We start from the raw sequence: 19,082 nt of genomic DNA on the forward strand, positions 1-19,082 counted from the left end.
ACCTTTCAGAACCGGATGAAAGGGGGAAACAGAGCCGAATGGATGGATTGATTGGACTATGTTTTAACTGCCTGTTTATGTGTTTGGGAACACTATGCTTTTTGCTAAAAAAACCATAGTCTGAAAAATGCTATCCTTTTCAATCGGAAAAGTAATTTTCATACCAGCGCCTTTCTAAATGTATCGTTGCTTAAGAAAATCTTTCCCGGTGCTTGAGTTTAAAGTGTATTTTAGTCCTAAAAATGCTATGGTTTTCCGCCTGAAAAGTAAATATGCCCTACCGGAGCGTTTCTGTCCGAACGGTACATTTGCCATCCATTCAACTGATAAACGCTATACTTTTCACCTTGAAAACTGTAGGTTCAAAACGGTATGGAATTGGCCCGAAAAAGTCGAGGCATAAAAAAAAGCCCCGGCAATTTGCCGGGGCTTTTCAATTTTAATTCAGAATCAGGTTATTCCACGATCAGTTTATTGATTTGAACCCCTTTCTCAGAAACTACTTTCAAGAGATAAGTGCCGGCTGCCAGGTTTTTCACCTGCACTTTGGTTACTTCCTGACCTGCTTTCACTTCCTCTTTCGCGATTAGCTGACCAGTCAGCGAATAAAGCTCTAAAGCAGCATCCTGCTTGTAGCCAACCAGCTTCACGTTGAATTTACCGTTGCTTGGGTTTGGATAAACGCTCACGCTCATGCCTGCCATCGCACCTTTAATACCTGTGTTGGTAATGTTTACCGCCGCTGAAGGCAGGGAAACGCAATAATTATGATCTCTTACTACCACCGTATAGTTACCATTGGCAATAGCCGTATACGTCTGTGCGATTGCGCCTGCAATGGCCGTTCCGTTCAGGTACCATTGGTTGCCTGTATGCTCCGAAGAAGTCAGTTCCTGACCCGAATCTCCTCCTTGGGTAATGGTTGGCGTAGCCGGCCGCGGATTTACGGTAATGGTGTATAAAATAGAAGTAGCAGAACAGCCGTCGCTATTCGTGGTAACCACTACAAAAGCGCCGGTCGTTTTAGCTACATAGGCTGCCGATGTTGCACCCGGAATAGGAACGCCGTTGTTTAACCACTGGTAGGTAACGCCCGGGGTTAGAGAACTGGCGATCAAGGTGCTGGAATCTCCCTGGCAGATGATGCCGCGGCTGCCCGGGGCAAAAGTAACAGCCGCCTGACCGGGGCCATTGGTTACAAAAGCCGTAACCGGCGTGCGCGGAGTAGCATTACAAACTAAGGAATACCGGATAGTGCCGTTCCAGTCTTTGTTCGGGGCTACGTTTCCAAAAGCGTTGCATAAACCCGTACCCGGCGAAATACGCAGGTCGGTATTGCTGTAAAGAATAGGTGCCGGGAGGTCAGAATATTTTACGGGCGCCTGAATATAGATACCCGTTAACTGTCCCGCCTGCAAACGCAAGGCATTAACCGGAATGGCCGTAGCGTTGCCCGGACCGGCCGAAATTACGGTAACCGTATCAAGTGGGGTCCAGGAGGCGGCACTGGTTTCTGAACCCGAAAAGCTACCGTTTTTGTAATAAATATAAACCGTTACCGAAGTTCCGGCTGCATCGCTCAGGTTCTGATCAAAGCCGTTAATAATAAGATCGCTCACCGGATTTACGTCAAACATGTTTCCTCCGGCGCAACCTAAAAAGCCGTTGAAGGAGTGGGCATTCAGGCTTAAAGCATTGCTGGTAACCGTTGCCTGCGCATAAAAAGTGGTAGTGCCTAAAACCTGGGTAGTATACGCATTGCCGGAAGCCAGGGGAGCGCCGCCGCTGGCCGCACCATACCACGCAACCTGGCTGCCTCCGGTCGGCGTTACCGTTAAGGTAACCGGCCGGCTTCCCTGGCAAATCGTATCGCCGGTAACCGAAGCAATGCCCGAAGGCAATACGGTTGCCAGTATTACATTCGACGTGTCTGCAAAAGCACCGCAGCTTACAATTGCCTGGAAATAGGTGTTCTGCACCAGATTGGAGGTAATGTAAACAGCATGAATAGCCCCGGCAATATCGGTAAACGGACCATTGGGGGAAGTTGCCTGCTGCCATTTAATGGTGCTGCCGGTCGATCCGGTCAGGTATAAACTTACCGGGCTGTTGTTGCAAATAGTAGTAGCGCTTACCGTTGCTGTTCCGGCTACCGGACCCGTTACTACTACCGTGGCTGTACTCAGGGTATCGTTGCTGGTATTGCCGTCTCCGGTAACCGTGGCAATTGCCTGAAAGCTATAGGTGCCGGGAAGGTTCATGTTCAGGCTGTCTACCAATACGGTAAGCGCAGCGCCGGGAAGCAGTGGATTGCCATTGTTTAGACTGTTGGCATTCAGGTTTAAGCTAAGCGTTTGGCTCACGGGTCCGGAAACGTGTACGGTAACCGTAGCTGGTTGCGTCGTAAAATCCAGCGAAGCTGCCCCCTGGTTTTTGATCGTTACCAAAACCGGCTGAGGCCTGTTGGCGCAGCTGTTGCCGGCCGCCGGGCCGCTAAAAGCCGTAGCACTCAGGTCAGCCTGCGCAAGGTTTACCAGGTGCAGATCATCTACGTGAAAATCGTACATGCTGGTGCCCGAAGTGGTGCCGCCGCTACCAAAAATAGCCACAATTATCTGCTGCCCGGCAAAAGGTGCTAACGATACGCGCTGTTCTGTTAATACATTCGTCAGGTTTGCGGCCGCATCCAGGGTATAAACCGGCGAAAAACTCAGGCCGCAGTCGGTAGAAACCATTACCTGCACTTTATCGGTAGCATCCATGCCATCCGGGTCCGGGTTTAGGCTATTATTGTCGGTAATAGCCGCTTTAAAAATGAAATGCGTACCGGCCGTTGCCGTTATTTTCGGGCCTACCAGCCATTCGTTCTGGTTGGCTCCGGTGCCGTAAAGCAATAATTTGGCGGTAATGTTGCCGGCCGCGCCCAGGTTCGTGGCATGAAACCAGTTAGAAGTAGTGCCGGCCGGTACCGTGGTGCCTTTGCCTTTCAACCAGTTCGGAAATAAAGCAGTTAAGTTATTACTGTTAAAGCCCGTAAAATCTACCATCTGCGGCAAACTAACCACCGGTTTAACCTGCGCGGTTCTTTCCGGCATGGCATCGTTAAACGGAAAGCCATCGCCGGAAACCTGTGCGGTGCCGTTAAAAGTATAGGTGCCGGCAGGGAGCATATTCAGGGTGCCCACCGGTACGTTTAAAGTAGCGCCGGGTGCTACCAGGCCTGAATTTACCACGGTGCTCAGCGTCTGGGTTACCGCGCCGGTTACCTGTACGGTTACTGTTGCCGGGTTCAGTGAAAGGTCCAGCGGCGTATTCATGAAATTTTTAACGGTGGCCGTAACATTTTCGCTGGCCGTGAAACAGCCCGTAGCCAATGGCGCCGCCAGCGTTGTCAAACCCAGATCCAGTGTAGGAGCCGTTCCGATAAAAATGTTGTCCAGGAATATTTCATTGTCCTGGTTTACTACGGTGCCGTCGGTGGCATAGAAAGCAATTTTTACAGGTTGCCCGGCATAGGCGCCCAGGCTTATTGATTCTTTCTGCCCCGCATTGCTAATGGGCGTTTTGGAATCGTAAGTACGCAGCAGGGAATAACTTTGGCCGCAATCGGTAGAGATCAAAACCAGGAAAACATCGTCTGAACCCATGGTTGTGGACGAACTGCTGCCCCAGGGCGTCAGGGCCAGGTCAAATTGCAGGAGGGTAGAAGCTACCGGTTGAAATTTCGGGCTCATGATCCAGGAATGCGCCTGGAAATCGATAAAATTGAACATCGCGGCTTTGCCGTTCACATGGCTGGCATTGTTCACAAAGTTATCATTCAGCCAGGTAGAGCCACCACCGGTAGCAAAATTGGGCGCACTGTTCGGGGTATAAACACCGCTACTTTCTTCCCAGCCGGGAAAAATCGCTGACAGGTTTGAGCCGGTGTAATTCGTGAAATCTACAAAAATGGGCAGCGCCGCAGGGGCAACTGTGGTTCTGGTTGCTTCCGGCATGGCATTGTTAGCCGGAAACCCATCGGAGGTAACGGCCGCTGAGGCGTTAAAAAGATAAGTGCCAAAGGCGCTCATGTTGTAGGTAGTAGAAACCTCTACATCCAGCACTGCACCCGGCGCCAGTGTACCGCTCGTTACCGTAGCCGGCGTGAACGTTACCGGGTTGGGGCCTGCAGCATTTGCCGAAACCGTTAAAGGGTTCACCCCGAAATCGAGGGTATTGGTGCCCGTATTTTTAACCTTGACGGCAATCGTTTGGTTGGGGCCATAGCAACTGATGGTACCCGGCTGCGACAAGGCAATGGCGCTTACGTCGTTGGCTACCGGTTTGCTGAACGCGTAGATCTGCCCGGTGGCCGGCTTGGTACTGATCACGCTATTGGTGATACTCGTGCTGGATGGCGGGTTAGCGCTGGTATTGTTTACTGAAATATAATTATGGTTGCTGTTGCCGGCTATGCCGATAGAAGCCGATGCTGCTACCGGATTTCCGCTTTCGGAACGGTAAATGAATTCAATTTTTCCGTCGGCTTCGTAAAGTTTTACCTGAAAAGAAATTACCGGCACGTTGGAAGAAGCACTATATTCCCAGTTCAGCCATTCGAAGGTAAAAACCTGCGCTCCGGGCTGGCCGCTTACCTCATATGCAGCATTGGAGCCACCCACAGCCCGGCCGTCCAGGTTATCCCAGAGCGGGGCCAGTAACGGGAACTGCGAATTAACGTTAGTAAAAAGGTTATTTGAATTGTTGTTGGAAGTGCGGCTCCCGAATGAAATATACCCGTCGGAACTGGCTTTGAAACTGGTAAAGTTTACGCCTTCAAAATTAAAAACAAAGCCATTCGGAAAAGTGGTGGCTGGCATCAGGTAACTATCAGCCTGCAGTAAGGGCACCTGAATAGCCGTAGCCGGCAAAGGCGTAAAAGTGCCCTGGAGCGCTTCGAAGTTATATTGATTGGCAGACTGGGCCGTTGCCGTACCCGCCCAGAACGCCGCGCTGCATAAAAGTGCCGCGCGTAAAGTCAAGGTACGGGTCGTATTCTTCAGTTTCCCGGCCCAGGCAGACCTTTGTAAAAATTTTCGCATGCGTAATTGGAATTAAAAAGTATTTAGAAAAGGATTGTTCCCTGGCATTAATTATAATGCCTTTTCCCGGAAGATTTTGCAGGAGATGAACCGGCATCCCGGCCGGGAAGGGATTAGAAATGAAGGGTAAATTAATACATGATAAAAAACGCTATGCCTTCTGGCATAAAAAGTAATAAAGTATGTTTCTGGATCTTCTGTTTGTTCGTAGTTGAGGTTGTGCGGCAACATGGTTTTGCGCCATGTAATGTAAGCCTTCCAAAGCTCTTACCACTTCAAGATCAGGCAAAGATAGTGCTTCCTTTTATTAGTAAAGCCTGGTTTTAACTAAAGATAGACTTTTTGACAGCGATTATTCGAAATGCTATAAACCGGCTCCGCATACTGCAAGAAAACAATTTGAAGAATTGCCGGAATTGAAAATAAATCGGTGCGAAACGCTATGGAATCAGGCCTTAAAAGTCAGAAAACGCTATGTTTTTCATCTTGAAAACTGCATAGTTCAAAACGCTATGGTTTTCCGCCTGAAAAGTAGAAATGGCCTACCGGAATGTTTCTGTCCGAACGGCACATTTGCCATCAATTCAACTGAAAAACCCTATACTTTTCACATTGAAAACAGCCCGGTTCAAAACGCTATGGTTTTAGCTTGAAAAAGTAGGGACATAAAAAAAGCCCCGGCAATTTGCCGGGGCTTTTCAATTTTAATTCAGAATGAGGTTATTCCACGATCAGTTTATTGATCTGTACGCCTTTTTCGGAAACTACTTTGAGCAAGTAAGTACCGGCTGCCAGGTTTTTCACCTGTACTTTGGTAATTTCCTGGCCCGCTTTCACGTTTTCCTTGGCGATCAGCTGACCAGTCAGCGAATAAAGCTCTAAAGCAGCATCCTGCTTGTAGCCAACCAGCTTCACGTTGAATTTACCCTTGCTTGGGTTCGGGTAAACGCTCACGCTCATGCCTGCCATTGCTCCTTTTATACCCGTGTTGGTAATGTTCACTACCGCCGAAGTATCAGAAGTACAACCGCTGGCATTCGTTACCACAACAGTATAGTTACCGTTGGCAGTAGTCTGGTAGGTCTGGGCTGTAGCTCCGGTAATGGCCGTACCATTCAGCAACCACTGATTGCCCGTAGCTTCAGAAGAAGTCAGTTCCTGGCCCGAGTTACCGCCTCTGGTAATGGTTGGCGTAGCCGGTATAGGGTTCAGGGTAACAGTAGTAACTGCCGAAGCAGCGCTGGAACAACCATTAGAAACCGCTGTAACGGTAAACGTACCGGCTGCGTTGGCGGAGTAAGTTGCTGAAGTTGCACCTGTAATGGCAGTGCCGTTATTAAACCATTGGTAAGTTACGCCGGTAGTTGTAGAAGAAGCAGTTAAAGTTACCTGGCTGCCAGGGCAAATAGCAGTCGTGCCACCGGCGGTAACAGTTGGAATAGCAGGTGCAGTAGTAGCAGTAATTGTAGTAGCCGCCGAAGCAGGACTGGAGCAGCCGTTTGCTGTAACTACCGCGGTATAAGTACCGGCAGCACTTGCTGTGTAAGTTGCATTGGTAGCACCTGTAATAGTAACTCCGTTGTTATACCACTGGTAAGTAGCTCCTGTAACTGAAGATACAGCAGATAAAACTACGCTGCCCCCAGTACAGAAAGTAGTGGCTCCGTTTGCCGTAACAGCAGGAGCAACAATTCCCGGAGTTACAACTACGGCAACAGGTACCCGTGGAGCAGCACAGCTGGCTGTGTAGCGAATTACACCATTCCAGGCCCGGTTTGCGTTCACACTGGTAAAAGAACCGCATAAACCAGCTCCGACCACAATGGAAAGATCAGCATTAGAATAGGTTATTGGTGCAGTAATAGAAGTATAACTTACATCAGCTTCTACATAAAAAGCATAATTCTGGCCTCCTGCCAGCGGAAGCGGATTCACCGGGATAAAAGTAGCCGCATTTGGTCCTGCGGAAGTTACTGTTACTGCCTGGTGTAAAGTCCAGGCCGAGGCCGTTGTTTCTGAACCCAGGTAAGATCCGGTTTTATAATGAATATTAACCGTTACCGATGTTCCGGATAATGCATTCAGGTTTTGGTCAAAACCCGTAATAGTGATATTGCTGATCGGGTTTACATTGAACATGCTGCCGCCGGTACAACCATTTCCCCCTGTTAAAGGATGCGCATTCAGAGATGTTAAACCATTCCCAACAACGCTCGCTTGCGCGTAATAAGTAGTGTTAGCCGTTACAGTTGGTGAATAGGTATTGCCGGTGGCTAAAGCAGAACCGCCAGTAGCAGCACTGTACCAGGTTATAGTTGCCCCCGCCGATGGAGTAGCGCTTAAAGTTGCAGGCAATCCGCTACAAACTGTAGCACCAGCCGAAGCAGTTACCTGTGGATTACTAACTGTTACCGTAACTACATTCGAAGTGTCGGAATTAGCGCCACAGCTTACTATAGCCCGGTAATACGTGGTTTGAGTAAGGGTAGGAGTAGTGAAAGGGGCAGCAGTTGCACCCGTAATATTTGTAAACGCCCCGGTTGCTGAAGCGCCCTGCTGCCACTGCACATTTCCGCCGGTTTTACCAGCCAGATTCAGCGTAGTAGCACCGCTTAAGCAAATGGAACCTGGCGTTGCACTGGCTACCCCGGAAACCGGAGGACCCACTACAATGTTTACTGGGCTCATGGCATTATTAGCAGCCACCGTATCGCCGGCAACGGAAGAAGAAGCGTTGAACGTGTAAGTTCCTAAAGCAGACATGTTCAGGGTTCCTACCGGCACGTTTAAGGAAGCACTAACGGCCAGCGGGTTTCCACCATTAAGCGTGTTGTTATTCAGTGTAAATGGTATAGCCTGGGTTACTGCACCGCTAACGTTTACCGTAATGGTAGCATTGTTGGTTTGAAAATTAAGTGGCGCTGAACCCATATTTTTGATCGTAACAGTTACATTTTGCGCATTCCCATAGCAACCATTCGATACAGTTGGGTTTACCAGAGCCGTTACCCCAAGATCGATCGGGGTGATTTGGAGAATAGCAAGATCATCAATATGGAAATCATAATCCGATGAACCCGAGGTAGTGCCTTCCGTGGCAAACAACGCTACAATAATATTCTGGCCGGCATAGGCGGCCAGCGATATTGCCTGCTCCGTGAGCACATTCGTCAGGGTAGCGGTATTGGCTGCATTTAAGGTAAATACCGGTGAAAAGGTAAGACCGCAATCAGTAGAAACCATTACCTGTACTTTGTCATCTGCATCCATGCCGTTAGCATCCGGGGTTAACCCATTATAATCTGTAATGGCTGCTTTAAACCGGAAAAAGGTCTGTGCCGTTGGGGTAAATTTAGGGCCAACGATCCATTCATTTTTACCCGTTGACCATAAATTGATCTTAGCGGTAGTATTGTTGCTGCCTCCCAGGCCGGTTGAGCTTGTCCATGAAGAACTGGTACCAGTAGGAACAGTTGCACCGGCTTTTTCTATCCAGTTCGGGAATAATGTAGTTAAGTCAGACCCGGTATAGCCGGTGAAATTTAAATTCTGGGGTAAACTTACCACCGGAACCACAGTGCGGGTTGCTGGGGCAGCAGCATTGTTGTTTGGAAGTCCGTCGCCGGTTACGTTTACAGTGCTGTTAAAAGTATATGCACCCGGTGCGCTCATCGGTAAATTACCCATGCTAACGTTCATTGTCGCACCCGCTGCTAAAGTGCCGGTATTAATTGTGGTAGTAAGCGTTTGGGTAACCGCGCCGGTTACGTTTACGGTTACTGTAGCCGGGTTAACCGCGAAATCAATTGGAAGGGCTGCATAGTTTTGGATAGAAACCGAAACTGCCTGGCTAGCTGCCATACAACCGGTTGCTAACGGAGAAACCAGGGCAACAACTCCCAGATCCAGGGTTGGCGGGGTGCCAATGAAAATATTATCCAGGAAAAGATCTATGTCTTCCGGATCGTTTACAGTTCCTTCGGTAACAAAAAAGCCAACGGTAATTTCCTGCCCTGCATAGGCACTTAAGCTTACCAGGTCAGATTGCCCGGTATTGCTGATCGGGGTATTAGCCGAATAAGTCCGGAGTGCGGTCCAGCTGGCGCCGCAGTTGGTTGAAACCATTACCTTAAACTGATCATCAGAACCTAAAGTGGCGGCAGTAGTGGCTGCATAAGCAGTAAGGGCCAGGTCGTAACGAACTGCGGAACTTGCAGTAGCCAGGAATTTAGGGCTTACGATCCAGTCGTTCATTCCCAGGTCATAAATATTTACCCGGGCTGAGGTGCCGTTCGTACCCGTGGCGTTGCCAAAATTGGAGTTGGTCCATTCATCAGAAGTAGTACCATTTGGAAGGGTTGGGCCCACGCCTTCGCGCCAGTTTGGAAATAAAGTAGCAAGGTTTGTGCCCGAGTATCCAGTAAAGTCTACAGTTTGTGGCAAGGTAGCAACAGAGGTAACTGTGCGGGTTACGCTTGCCAGCGTATCGTTCCCTCGAAAGCCATCAGTCGCTAAGGCTGCATAGGCTTTAATGTTGTATGTGCCTGCTGCCAGCATATTTGCATTGCCAACCGTTACGTTTACCGATGCATTTGGTAGCAGCGTTCCTGAATAAGTGGTAGTAATGGTTTGTGGGGCTGCACCGCCGGTAATTCTGGCTGCAACCGGCACATTGCTGATCGGGCTGGTACCAAAATTTTTCAAGGTAACTTCAATGGGTTGCGTAGCCGTGTAACAAGCCGGTTGAACAGGAGCTAGCAAAGCGGTAATGCTTGCATCTGCTGCTACTAATGGGCGCGGAGCAAACTGGTAATAATCCACCTCGGAGACTACCGCATTGATATTAGATTCCAGCGGTAAGGTATTGGTTCCCTGCTGAATGGCCGTAGTGCTGTTTTGCTGCAGGCCAACGGTAGTAGTAAGCGTTGGGCTGCCGGCATTGTAAAGATTTACCACATAAACTTTATTCGTAGTTTCCTCCAGCACAATGGCGTTATAGGCATAAGATATATTCGGGTTGCCGTATTCGAAAGAAAACCAGACCACCCATAACTGGCGGTTCGGGGCAGTACCGTAAACCCGGGTATGCACCACATCGTTTGTACCGGTTGGCTGTGCATTGGTAAACTCATCCCAGAATCCGGCTATGGTATTATTAGGTAAAGTTGCGGCTGGAAGGTTCGTGTTTGCGCTGGGCAGCGCCGTATTGGCCACATCGAAGGTAAGCAGCATGTTGGCACTGGCCTTGTAACTGGTAACCGGCTGCCCGAAAAAGCTGAAAGTGAAAGGCATGGTCTGGGTAGGAGACCATGCATTTGCCGCCGCAGAGCCGGGAAGAATGGTTGTCCAGCCGGTATTGTCCGATACGGAGCTGGTGCTTGGGCGTACTGTTCCCGGATAGCCCGCATTCTGGGCATAAATGACATCGTAAGTTGTCTGGGCAAACGAGCAGTACGTCGTAAACAGCAGCAACTTTAGTAGTAAGAGTTTTTTCATAAGGAATTAGGAAGTTACAGGTTAAAATTGTTTACTCTTTAGCCCAAAGTCATGGCTTGAGGCCAATTAAATAAGTCTGTGAGATTAGACCGGTTGGTAGGAGAAATCCGATTGAGTTTGTGCAACGAATAATAATCCAGGCAAGCCTTGCTTAACCAGTTAACCGCATAGAACTAATTGTAACGTTTTATGGCTGGGCCATTTTGTTTCCAATGTTTCTTCCTCGCGGCGGATACATTATTTAAGGCGGGATACGGTAAACAAGTAGCATGATATTAACCATTATTAATGATCAAAAAATGATGTTTCGCGAATGGTAATCTGCCGTGCGATTGGTAATCCGTTAGTGTAATACTATTGTGGTAGTGTTTGTACGGATAAGCGTAAATAGTAATATCACAGTTCACTTCTGTAGAATTCAAATATATAAGTTTTTAATTGTTAAACTAATTTTTCAAAAGTTTAATTAAGAAAGTGAGATTCTTGTTTGGTAACCGCCAGATTTCCTGAGGTATTAAGAAATTTATAGGGAAAGTTCGGAACATTTATTAGGAAAGAGCAAAGCAATAAGCCAAGGGTAATTTAATGGGTCATCATTTACCTGAATCTCAGGTTGAAAAACGCTATTCTTTCAAATTAGAAATCTGCTTTCAGACTAAAAACGCTATGCTTTTCAACTGAAAAAGTCACGTTCCTGCCATCGTTTTTAAGGAAGTATTACCTTATAATTTTTTCACGCTGAAAACTGCCCGGCTCAAAACGCTATGGAATTGGCACGAAAAAGTAAAGCCATAAAAAAAAGCCCCGGCAATTTGCCGGGGCTTTTTAAGCTTGAATCATCGAAAGGTTTATTCCACGATCAGTTTATTGATCTGTACGCCTTTCTCGGAAACTACTTTGAGCAGGTAAGTACCGGCTGCCAGGTTTTTCACCTGTACTTTGGTAATTTCCTGGCCTGCTTTCACTTCCTCTTTCGCGATCAATTGACCGGTCAGGGAGTAAAGCTCAAGCGCTGCATCTTGTTTGTAGCCAACCAGCTTCACGTTGAATTTGCCCTTGCTTGGGTTCGGGTAAACGCTCACGCTCATGCCCGCCATTGCGCCTTTAATGCCCGTGTTGGTAATGTTCACTACCGCCGAAGTATCAGAAGTACAACCGCTGGCATTGGTTACCACAACAGTATAGTTTCCATTGGCAGTAGTTTGGTAGGTCTGGGCTGTAGCGCCTGTAATGGCCGTTCCGTTTAGCAACCATTGGTTGCCCGTAGCTTCAGAAGAAGTCAGTTCCTGGCCCGAATCTCCGGAACGCGTAATGGTTGGCGTAGCTGGTTTCGGATTTACGGTTATAGCTGTAACGGTAGAAGCAGCAGAAGGACATCCATTTGCAGTAGCAATAACGGTGTAAGAACCAGTTGCATAAGCCGTGTAAGTAGCAGCTGTAGCGCCGGTAATGGCAGTGCTGTTTTCATACCACTGGTAAGTTGCACCGGGAGTAGCAGAAGCAGCTGTAAACGTTGCAGAATCACCGGCGCAGAAGGTAGTGGCCCCGCTAACGGTTACCGTTGGAGTAGCAGCACCTTGCGTTACCGTTACTGTAGTAGCAGAAGAAGCAGCAGAAGGACATCCATTGGCACTAGCAACAACGGTGTAAGAACCAGCTGCATTAGCTGTATAAGTAGCAGCTGTAGCGCCGGTAATGGCAGTGCCATTTTCATACCACTGGTAAGTTGCGCCGGTAGTAGCAGAAGCAGCTGTTAATACAACCGAGCTACCTGAACAGAATGTTGTCGGACCACCAGCTGTTACCGTTGGAGTGGCCGCCGGTGTGTTAACGGTTACTACTGTAGCGGTAGAAGCAGCGGAAGAGCAAGGAGTTGCATTGGCAATAACCGTGTATGAACCGGAAGTTGTAGCTGTATAAGTAGCATTAGTTGCTCCGGTAATGGCAGTGCCATTTTCATACCACTGGTAAGTAACTCCTGTAGTGGTAGAAGCAGCTGTTAATACTACAGAACCGCCAGTACAGAAAGTTGTAGCACCCCCAGCTGTAATAGTTGGTGTTGCAGCAAGTGGATCAACGGTAACGGTTGTGGCTGCAGATGCTGCACTGGTACAAGCACCTAAAACTGCTTGAACTGTATAAGAACCAGCCGTAGAAGCCGTGTAGGTAGCAGTAGTTGCACCCGCAATAGCGGTACCATTTTTAAACCAGGCATAAGTAATACCAGGAGTAGTAGAAGTAGTGGTAGCTGTTAATACAACTGAACCGCCTGCGCAGAAAGTAGTAGCTCCGCCAGCTGTAATGGTTGGTACAACCGGAGTAGTACCGAAAGTAACTACAGTGCTACCGGTAGCAGAACAGGTTGTTGTAGTGTTAGTTACTTCTACAGTGTAAGTACCTGCTGCAGTAGCAGCGTAAGTTTGCGAAGTAGCACCACTTATCGGAGTACCGTTGAAAGACCACTGATAGGTTGCACTTGGAGTCGCGCCAGCATCTAAGGTAGTTGTCAGAACGTCGCATACATTACGCGTTGCAGGTAAAGTAATAACCGGAAGTGGGTTTACGGTTGCTACCACTGCAGTACGGGCCGATCTGCAACCAGCACTGAAAGTTAAATCGAAGAAGCTGTAATAGGTAGTAGCTCCAGGAGCTGAACTTGCACTGGTTGCACCACCTGTAATGCTGAATACTCCACCCGCCGAGGTTAATGGGTAAGCAGGGCCGGAATAAGGATTGTAACGATTGAGGAATACACCTGATGAGTTTAACAGGTTGTAATCACCAGCAGAAGGAACTGCAATGTTAAGTGGAATTAAGGTCTTATTTCCAACATCTGAAGCTGAAACTGCTACCGTTACCGGGCTGCCTACTGCAACGCCGGCACGGGTATAAAGCTGAACAACTACGTTGCCCGCACTTACCGGATAAACATATGCAGATTCTAAAGTACCAGGCTGCGTAAAGGTCATGGTTAAACCCCAGCCACTTGTGCCCGGGCTTCCGAACGTGCCATAATTACCTGTTGAAGTTAAGCCGGCTTTGTAAGAAGTTAAACCTTCAATCGCTTCAGCATAATAAGTAGTAGTAGCCGTTACATTTGGCGTAAAAGAATTACCACTGGCTAATGAGGCTCCACCAGTAGCGGCCGCATACCAATTAATGGCAGCATTTGCAGAAGGAGTTGCAGATAAAGTAACAGTACCGGCTCCGCAACGGGTAGCCGGAACTACTGAGGCCACAGTAGGAGTAATTACGGTAACAGTTATAAGGTTTGAAGTACCTGTGTTTGTACCGCAGCTTGCTACTGCCTGGAAGTAAGTAGTTTGGGTTAAGGCAGTTCCTAAGGTATAATTACTGCTTGTAGCTCCGGCAATATTCGTGAACGGACCAGTTGCCGAAGCAGCCTGTTGCCACTGAATATTACTTCCTGTATTACCGGTAAGCGATAAGGTAACTACACCGCTGGTGCAAAGTGAAGTCTGAGAAACAGAAGCAGTACCTAATGCAAACGGAACTACCGTAATATTGGTAGCTGCCATGGCATCGGTAGTAGCATTGGCATCGCCGGCGATAGAAGTGGAAGCATTAAAGGTATAAACGCCAGGAATTGACATGTCTAAAGTTCCAACCGGAATTGCAACACTAGCACCAGACGCTAATGCGGTACCATTGTTTGCTGCATTGTTGTTTACCAAAAACGTTAACGTCTGGGTAATTGCACCAGTCACGTTTACGGTAATGGTAGCGTTTGTAGCAGCAAAGTCTAAAGCATTGGAACCGTAATTTAAAACAGTGATAGAAACTGTTTCCGCATTTGAATAGCAACCCTTTACAGTTGGGGCAGCTAACGCAATTGCACCGAGGTCTACTGCTGGTGGCGTAAATTCATCGGCTCCCATATCCGGAGCGGTTGTGCTTCTTACATCACCGTCAATATCAGTTGTAAAACCGGTAATTGAAGTAGCTTTACCATTCAACGCAATGTTTACAAGCTGAATATGAAGATCAGTTGGGGAAACAAACTTAGGATCTATGTTCAGAGACGCAGCATCTTTCGTTGTTGCTGTTTTCCAATCGGCCAGGGTAAGTTTATCTGAGCCTAAGAAGCCAAGCTTGCCAGCCGGACCACTAACAAAATAATTATTATTGTTAATGGTGCTGAAAGCTGTACCGCTTAGCGCATAAATCGCATAAGCGCTGGTAGTAGCTGTTCCAGTCATGCTGTTAGCAAAAATGTTGTTGCGTACATCAAGGCCGGTTACTGCAGAGTTGTTGATTAATAAGGCAGCACTGCGAATAGCACCGGTTCCGGTAAACGCTCCGGTCATGTTAATGCTATTATAGTAGATCTTAACGTTATTACCACCATCAACTCTGATACCAAACGGATTGAACATACTTGCAGACTCGCCAATAGAGGTCAGGTCATAGATCATGTTGTTGTCGATCGTGATGTTATCTGAACCACTGGAAGAAGACAGGAATACACCAAAAGCACCATATAAGATAGTATTGGAAGAGTTCAGGCCGAAAATTCTGTTTTTGCTAACTGAAGCACCAGTTACGGCAGAACCTATCTCAATACCAGCAAGGTTACCAGAAAGCGAGGTTTGAATGTTGAAGATGGTATTTCCGGAAATAACAGGTGCAGTTGCATTCTGGACTAAAACGCCACGGAAAGATACATAGTCCGCAGCTGTTTGAGAACCTATAGAATTGTTTCTGATCTGCGCACCGGTTGCAAGATTTGCTGCATCGCCTTGCAGGTAGATACCATAATATGTTTTGGAAATGTTGTTGTTCTCAATTACCAGGTTGTTGTTTCCGCCGCCGGTAGAGAAAATGCCAACAGTTCCGGAAATCGAGTTGCTTCCTGTACTGATGTTCAGGTTTTTGTAAGTATTGTTTACTGCTCCTGATGACGGTTGAATGGTAAATGTATTTGTTACAGTACCGTTATTGATGAAGGTTAAGTAACGGCCTGATCCTCCAAATGAACCATCGATCGTTACCCGGTCAGCGCCTACCAGGCGAATAAGGCCAAAGCCTGCGGTACCGGTTCCTGAAATAGTGCGGTTAATGGCAGCGTCCGGACGGATCGTTAAGGAGTAGCTTCCTGTTCCTTCCTCGGTCCACTGTCCTAAGCCAATGTTGCCGGTTTCTGCAGTAAGATCTGCTGTAATTTGTACCGTAACGTTTGCATTCAGCACACCATTGTTAATGGCTTCAAATAAACCGCCAGCATTTGTAAGTGAAGGATATGTACCAGGCACGGTAACTGTAGCCGGGATCGGGGCATTAATATTGTATGAGTAGGTTGCAGGTACAGAGGTTACTGTATTTACATCAGTAGCAATAATACCTGCCGGCTGAGTAGACACGTTTGTGTTTACATCCTGTGCGATAACGTAGTAAGTAATGCGGTCGCCGTTTGCAACCCCACCCATAGCAGCGCCGGAAATTGTAAATGTCCAGGTGCCGTTAGAAGCGGAACCGCTTGCTAATACCCCTTGCGTTGAGAACCATGTAGTACCGTTATCTTTGCTGAAGTAAATTCTTGGCATTAAATTACCAGTAGTAGGTACTCCGTTAGCATCCGTTATTATTGCAGTTACGGTCCGGTCAGCGGTAGAGCTGGTATTGGCAAGTAACGAGTTAATCGTGATTAACGGAGCAGAAAGGTCGCCGAAAGTAAAGGCACCTTCATCTGCACCTAAATCAGGGGCAGTGGTGCTGCGTGCTTGGTTATCAATATCATTGGCTGCCCAGGTAATTGCACCACTAAAGAATGAACCGCCGCCTTCAACTTCAGTAGGAACACTTGGGTTGATATGCAGATCGGTAGCAGAAACAAACTGCGGGTTGGTAGAGAAGCTGTTGGCATCCTGGTTGGTGGTAGTTCTCCAGGCAGGTAATGTAGCCTGGTCTACACTATTAGCTAAACCCGTAAAGCCATTTGTAGTATTGGCAATATAAAGCGTATTGCGGTTTGAAACTGAACCGGCAGGGCCAGTTGTTGCTGCCCCGGTAGTTACCCAAACATAATGTTTCGCAACACCGGTCTGAGCACCCATAAAGTTTGCAAAGATGTTATTGCGTACGTTCATAACGGGCCCTGTTGCAGTTCCAATCTCAAAAACGGAGCTTGAAGCTGTAAATGCTGCCACAGGTTCAATGCGTACGCTGTTGAAATCGATGTTGTGGGTGCTGCCAGTTCCACTGCCGTTGGATTGAACGAAAATACCGATAATTCTACGGCTGGCAGAAGCAGTTCCACTAAAAGCATGGTTCAGAGCGTATATAAAGTTGTTATACACTCTTGATGTATGGCCGTTGGTAGTAGTGTAATGGTTAATTCGCATACCGGTAACTGCAGAAGTGCTGCTGGTACCTGAGTTAGCGATATCATGAATTCTGTTGTTGTATACTTGAACTAAACCCAGGCTCTGGTCAATGAAAATACCATCTACAGTTGTGCCGCTAATGGTGATGTTGCGGATCTCGTTATTGTAAACTTTCAGGTTATTCTGGAGCGTGCCTTTAACACCGTAGGCAGAAGTAGAGCTTCCACCTAAGTCGTTGGCAGTTGCGGCACCAATGGTGTTATTGAAAACCTCATTGTTGTTGTCGGGGAAAGTACCCGCGCCGCTTACCAATAAGATACCATTGTAAACATTTTCAATGGTTAAGTTATTATAAGAGTTGTTTTGGTTTACACCGGTTAAGTTAGTAGCCGTAACGCCTCCTCCTGTAGAGCTGGAAGATTGTAATACAGCAATTGAACTTGTATTGCTGCGGTTCAATGTGATTTTGGCGTTCTTAATGGTGTTGTTCAATGCGCCGTTTGTAGCAGAAGCATTGCGAATCAAATAACCATATTCTACTGCACTTCCGGTATTAATAGCTATATCAATGCCGTCGAAGGTGAAAAAGTCGCCGCCATTGATCGTAATCCCGGCATCTGTAGAGCCAGTGGTTCCGGTAGGTTTCAGAATCGGATTTGCACCAGTTCCGTTTTTAATAAACGTAATGGTATTGGCAGTGGTACCAGTTACCTGAATAATGGGAGCATCTTCTGTGAAGGTTTGTCCGGCGGAAACGTTAAAAGTAACCGCACCATTTACTCCATCCAGGTTTAATTTTGCAATCGCATCGGTGAAGGAAGTAAAATTCGTGCCGCCGGTTGGAAGAGTATTATCGATGGTATAAGTTCCGCTTATTGGTGCAAATGCACGGGAAGTTAATACAATATCATCGATAGAAACGGGAGGCTGGGTACCAGAGCCGTTATCGTTTTTCCAGGAGAATACCAGCTTTTTGGTAGTGCCGGCGAAAGAAGTCGGTAGCTGAATGGTAGTAGTTGTATAACCGGTTCCAGCTGAAAAGTTGTACCAGGTAGCCCCAATACGGTCGGCAGATGGCATTGCAGTACCAGCAGTAACGGCAGCAGTAGTTGCAGAAGCAAATACTTTCATGTTATCCCAGTCGTTGGATGGCCCCTCGCCCTGAGCTTTCCATTTAAAAGTTAAAAAGATAATAGGCTCATTTGCCGGGAATGTTACATCTTTTGAAAGATGAACGATAGAAGTAGCAGTAGCAGGGGAAGACAGAGTTAAGGTGTAGGCATTGGTAACGCCGGCATCATTTGTAATAAATGCAGACTGCGTGCCACTTGCAGGTGTGGCAGCACTACCGATAAACCACTGATTTGTTTGAGTGCCATTGGTCATGATCCAGGTGCCTAGCCCAGTTTCCCAACCTTCATTCAGGATGGTAGTTTGAGCTTGAGCATTCGGGGAAAATAGCCAGCTGCTTCCTAAAAAGCCAGCTAACAGGAGCTTTCTGCTTCCTGCTTTCTTCAGCTGCCTGGCAAGCGAATGCCAGCGACCAGGTGAAGGTTTGTGTAAGAATTTGTGCATAAAAAGGTTGTGAGAAAATAAATGTATAATAATTTGCAATGGAGAAGCTTTATGCTACAATTTATTAAAATTGAAAAACATAATAGCCTAGAACATAATAGGTGTGACAAAGGGTGGAGTTGTGAATGGATAGTATTACCAGGTAAGTTTATCCATTAACCTCCAAATATATGGTTATAAGCTGGTTAAACAAATATATTTCGATGATTTTTTGCATTAGAATATTTGAGATAGGAATATATTAATACAGAAGTACAATACATTAAAAATGAAAAATAAACAATGGGTAAGTGTTTTAACAGAAAATTTTCACTTTTATTAAGTTGTAAAATCGTTTACTAAGAAATATATGTCATTCACTAAATATTTGGAGATATGCTTTGGTTTTTTCAAGCATATTTTCTGACTTTATTAACCTGAAAGCATAGCCTTTTAGTAGGAATACTTATTAATGGAAAATTTAGTAAATGGTATTTCTATTAGATTGTTTAGCAAAAGAAAATTTGCTTTTTCAGCAGTTTAATAGTTGCGAAGTAAAAGCTGGGGTGTAGTTTAGAATCAATAAATAAAAAAAGGTCCCGCC

Annotated in this window: 3 protein-coding genes; all 3 read right to left on the reverse strand. The window is 46.9% G+C overall.

The genetic code is table 11. The features are described 5' to 3' along the window. Window positions 1–455: 455 nt before the first annotated feature. Window positions 456–5,084: a T9SS-dependent choice-of-anchor J family protein gene (locus I5M27_RS01635; protein WP_200504287.1), complete on the reverse strand. Its 4,629-nt coding sequence runs from the start codon at window positions 5,082–5,084 to the stop codon at window positions 456–458. A 720-nt stretch (window positions 5,085–5,804) separates the two neighbouring features. Then, complete coding sequence (locus tag I5M27_RS01640; RefSeq protein WP_200504288.1) at window positions 5,805–10,580, reverse strand: Ig-like domain-containing protein; 4,776 nt, start codon at window positions 10,578–10,580, stop codon at window positions 5,805–5,807. 848 nt (window positions 10,581–11,428) lie between these two features. Then, window positions 11,429–18,499 carry an Ig-like domain-containing protein gene (locus tag I5M27_RS01645; protein ID WP_200504289.1) on the reverse strand — a complete coding sequence of 2,357 codons (7,071 nt, stop codon included), beginning with the start codon at window positions 18,497–18,499 and terminating at the stop codon, window positions 11,429–11,431. Window positions 18,500–19,082: the final 583 nt, after the last annotated feature.

The organism is Adhaeribacter terrigena (assembly GCF_016623615.1).
Lineage (GTDB): Bacteria > Bacteroidota > Bacteroidia > Cytophagales > Hymenobacteraceae > Adhaeribacter_A > Adhaeribacter_A terrigena.